We start from the raw sequence: 4,951 nt of genomic DNA on the forward strand, positions 1-4,951 counted from the left end.
GCGTAACCATACTTGTAGCTGCTTATAACGAAGAAGATATTGTTGATGCTAAAGTGGAAAATACTTTAAGATTGGATTACCCACAGGAAAAAAAGCAGATTATTTTTGTAACCGATGGCTCCACGGATAGTACTACGGAAAAACTTAACAGATTTAATGATGTATTGGTATTACATGAAGATTCGAGAGCGGGAAAGATGGCTGCTATTAAAAGAGCAATGCCATTTGTTGAGGGCGAAATATTGATTTTTACGGATGCAAATACATTTCTAAATGATGAAGCGATTAAGGAATTGGTTAAGCATTATAGGAATCATAAAGTTGGTGCAGTAGCAGGAGAAAAACGAATTTTTGTGGATCAGACTGCTGATGCAAGCTCTGCGGGTGAAGGCTTTTATTGGAAGTATGAATCGTTGTTGAAAAAATGGGATTATGAATTGTATTCAAATGTAGGAGCTGCAGGAGAATTATTCAGCATAAGAACCAGGCTTTACGAAAATGTTGAATCAGATACTATCATTGACGACCATATGATTGCAATGAGGATAGCTGAAAAAAGGTATATCATAGCCTATGAGCCAAAAGCTTATGCTATGGAAACGGCCTCTGCTAATACCGCGGAGGAGTTAAAACGAAAAATAAGGATTGCGGCAGGTGGCATACAGTCTATCTTCCGTTTAAAAAAAGCTGCAAATCCCTTTAATAATCCGGTATTTACATTTCAATACATCAGTCATCGTGTGTTGAGGTGGACTATAACTCCATTTTTACTAATTGCTCTGTTTGTTGTAAATGGTCTTATCGTGTATCATTATGATTCTTTGTTCTATAAAACGATATTTATTTTACAGATTTTATTTTATACTTTAAGTATACTCGGATACATTTTTGAGAGTAAAAATATACGCATAAAGGCGCTTTTTGTACCTTATTATTTTTGTTTGATGAATTATGCCGTAATAGCTGGAATAATCAGGTATTTTAAAAAGAGCCAAAGTGCCGCCTGGGAGAAATCAAAAAGAAAATAGATCTGATCTTATTGGTAATCCCAGTAATTTAGTGTGGCCTCAGGTTCTTCAAACGCAATACAGCCTGCATATTCTTTATCTGGCATAAAACTTTGGAGGTAGTATTTAACTTGTTTTCTGGTAATTGAACTGTTCAAACTGTTAAGCTCATTCATATTGTCTATTAAACCCTCTCCGGAAGCTTTGAGTACAGCCTCTTTTCTTGTCCATATGGAATAGAAGTTGGCGCTTGTATTTTGATTGCTTATTAGTTGTAGTTCCTCTGGGCTAAAACTAGAAGTGGTAATATCGTGATAATTGAAATGATGGTCTATATGTTCAATATCAATTCCTATTTTAAATGGGCTTACACCAATGAGAATGTAGCTTTTACTATGGGTTACATTAAATTCAATACCACTAACTGCTGGTTTCTTGTTCTCGGATTTATAGATAGATATTTTTGCTGGTGATACTAAAAGAAAATATGATAAAATATTTCTCAAGGCATATTTAGAAACGATGTATCTTTTTCGGTCACTTTCTTTGAAGAAACGAAAGGCCTTTTCAAGTTCTGTGTATGAGAGATTAGACTCATACACATTGCTGATTTGATTGAAATATTCGTTTACATTTATTCGAAATATATTAATTGCGCTCTTATCGAATGCAACGTCCTTTTTTGCAGCGGTCCACTTTACATCGTTATTAATATTTAATAGCTCCATAATTTTAAACCTTAGTGTTAATTACTCTTTGCAGAACTTTTGCTAGCTTTTGATCGTTGGGTGAAGCTAAAAATGTTTTGTGATCACCTGGAACAGAGTGGATATCTATACCTTTTTTGCCATACTTCCGCCAGCCTAAGTATACACGGTCGTCTAGAAAATAAATTCTTTTTTCTACTCTAAACAGATCTATTTTAAGATCTACAGGCTGTAGTTGATATTTTTTGTAAGCCATTTCGTAGCTTTCATAAACCTCTCTTTTATATGTGAAAACTTCTTTATCTATCTCCTTGTTTTTTAAGAAAATAGGTTTTAGTTTTCTTTTAGATATTCGCAATTGGTAGGATAGAGTCTGCATAGGATTATCCAAGAATAATTTAGCTATAAAAGGACCCTTTTTTAACTGACGAACTATTTTCTCTTTGACCTTTTCTATACCGGTTGCAGATGACCCGGCATAAGTGTCAAATATTCCAAGCATTTTTATCTCTTTACCCTTTTCAAGTAATTGTTTGGCCATCTCGTAGGCTATTTTTCCTCCCATAGAATACCCGGCAATTAAATATGGCCCTTCCGGATTTGATTCTAGAATCTCAGCATTATATTTAGCGGCAATTTCTTCAATTGTGTCAGGAATTTCTCTATCACCGTTTAAGCCCAGACCTTGAAGTGCGTAAACCGGTTGATCTTCATCCATAAATCCAGAGATAGATTTGAATACGAAAACATTTAAGCCTCCACCATGAACAAGATATATTGGAGGTTTATTTCCGCTTGTTTTTAATGGAACCAGAGAGTCCCAATTTAATTTATCGTCGGGGGTTAAGAGCTTAGCAAGTGTTTCAATTGTTGGGTTTTCAAATAAGCTGGATAAGGGCAAACGGAGACCTGTTTTCTTTTCTATTGCGCCCATTACCTTAACCGCAATTAAAGAGTGGCCTCCTAACTCAAAGAAATCGTCAGTAATTCCTATTTTGTTAATCCCCAGATTGGAAACCCATATTTCTGTAAGTAGATTTTGCTCAGCGGTTCCAGGGGCAACATAACCATTTTCTGTGATCGGGTTCATTGCCGCTTTTGGAAGTGATTTTCTATCTAATTTTCCGTTCGCAGTTAAGGGGATTTTATCTATCTGAATTAAAATCCTTGGAACCATAAACTCCGGAAGCGTCAATTTTAAATGATTTATTATCGCATCCTTATTAAAAATAGAATCAACTACAACATAGGCTACCAGCCTTTTTTCTTGATTAGTGTCTTCATCTACAATTATGGCACATTGCCGTATGTCTTTACATTTAAGCAATGCATTTTGTATCTCACCAAGTTCTATTCTATTGCCTCTGATTTTAACCTGATCATCTATACGACCTAAGAATTCGATATCTCCATTAGCTAACCATCGTACTAAATCGCCAGTTTTATAAAACCCGGTTTCTATTCCTTCAGCATAGCGATCTGTGAACATTTTACTAGTCAATTCAGGGTTGTTTAAATAACCTCTTGCTACTCCGAAGCCTCCAATATACAGTTCTCCTGGAACGCCAATTGCGCAATAATTTGAATCTTTATTGAGGACATGAAGGATGGTATTTCCAAAAGGTTTACCAATGGGAGCTGATGCCGGATAATCTGCATTTTTATCTACTACATGTATTAGCTTACCTATTGTAGTTTCGGTAGGTCCGTAATGATTTACAACCACGCATTCACTATTGGTCCTTCGAATTTCTTTAATATACTCGCCAGGCAATGATTCTCCTCCGAACATTAGTAGTTTAGAAGGCAAAAGTAAGTTTCCCTGATGCCTCAAAAACCTCCAGTGCGACGGAACGATCTTTAAACAATCGATGTTATAATTATTAAAATATTGATGTATGTACTCAGGATTGTTGAACCTGTCTTTAGCAAATAAGTGTAATTCTCCACCTGATATTAAGGAATTGAAGAGAATCGTATTGCCTAGATCTGTTGCTATTGTAGACCCAAGTGCAAAACTTTTACAGTCTTTTAGTGTATTTAATTTTGAATTTAATCCTTCAAAATAATCCATTATTGATCCATGCTCAATCATAACTCCTTTCGGGTTTCCGGTTGAGCCAGAGGTGTAAATAACATAGATCAGATTTTCAGGAAATATTTTGATGGTAGGGTTGGATTTGCTAGTATGCCAGATCTGGCTTTCACTATCGTCCAGGCAAATAAGTTCTCGATTGCCTGCTTCCTTAATTCGTTTTATCGTTTCAGTGTCGCATATTAACATGCTTGCTGTCGATTCAGAAATCATATAGCTAATCCTTTGTTCCGGGAATTCAGGATCAATTGGAATATAAGCTGCCCCAGCCTTTAGAATTCCGATTATTCCAATTATTGTCTCTATAGATGGTTTTATGCAAATTGCTACAAGTGTTTCTGTTTTGACTCCTTTGCTGATTAAATGGTTTGCCAGTTGATTAGACTTTTCGTTTAACTGATTGTAAGTTAATTTTTTACCCTCATAGACTACAGCATTACTATCTGGGCTGTCAAGAACTCTTTGATTAAATAGGTCTAGAATTGTTCTGTCGGCAATTAGAGTCTGATTTATTGTGGTGGGAAACGGATTCTTGTTTATTAATGAGTCTTTGATTAGTACTTCAGGATTATCCGTTACGGTTTTTAATAAAGACTCAAATTCCGACATCATACTGTCGATGGTATCGGATCTGAATAGATTTGTATTGTACGCCCATTCAAATGTCATTGCGTTTTTAGAGCCGGTAACATTTAACGAAATTTCGAAGGTTTGGGCTACTCTTGCGTTGGAAAAAAGTCTATGAGTTAAACCATCAAATGATACTTTTTCATCCATACCCATGTCTATGTTAAAAACAATAGGAACCAGTGGTATGTGAGCTTTATCCCTCTTAATGGGTAACTTTTTGAGCAATTCACTAAAAGTTAGTCTTTGGAAATCGTAAGCGTCATACACTTCACCCTTTCTTCTTTTTAAATAATCTAAGAAAGACGATTTCGGATCAACTTTGCTGTCAAGTGGCAGTAAATTTACACAATGGCCAACCAGTCCAAAATTCCCTGTTGCAGCCTGTCCGGATGATGGAAGACCAATAACAATATCTTGTTGCCCTGTTCGGTGATGTAACAAGATTTCAAATACACTTAGAAGAGTAATAACTACACTGCTACCTGCTTTTGCTGATAACAACTTTATTGGAT

General features: G+C 35.7%; 3 protein-coding genes. 1 reads left to right on the forward strand and 2 read right to left on the reverse strand.

Translation table 11 applies throughout. The features are described from left to right. The coding region (locus tag AC1DDX_RS09005; protein ID WP_477621970.1) for a glycosyltransferase family 2 protein at positions 1-1,028 on the forward strand (1,028 nt) is incomplete at its 5' end. Between the two features lie 8 nt (positions 1,029-1,036). On the opposite strand, the gene AC1DDX_RS09010 is transcribed toward AC1DDX_RS09005, so the two are convergent. Together AC1DDX_RS09010 and AC1DDX_RS09015 are read right to left on the reverse strand one after the other, a co-directional pair. Then, a complete protein-coding gene (locus tag AC1DDX_RS09010) occupies positions 1,037-1,735 on the reverse strand; it encodes a 4'-phosphopantetheinyl transferase family protein (RefSeq protein WP_172663207.1) in 699 nt (232 codons plus the stop codon). Positions 1,736-1,739: 4 nt separating this feature from the next. Further along, a partial coding sequence (locus AC1DDX_RS09015; protein ID WP_477621971.1) for a non-ribosomal peptide synthetase occupies positions 1,740-4,951 on the reverse strand: 3,212 nt, incomplete at its 5' end.

The sequence above is a fragment of the Pedobacter sp. 10L46_2 genome (assembly GCF_056395165.1).

What these genes read in the sequence shown, in the direction of transcription:
- AC1DDX_RS09010 (WP_172663207.1), bottom strand. Translation starts at nt 1,735, where the DNA reads ATGGAGCTATTAAATATTAATAACGATGTAAAGTGGACCGCTGCAAAA.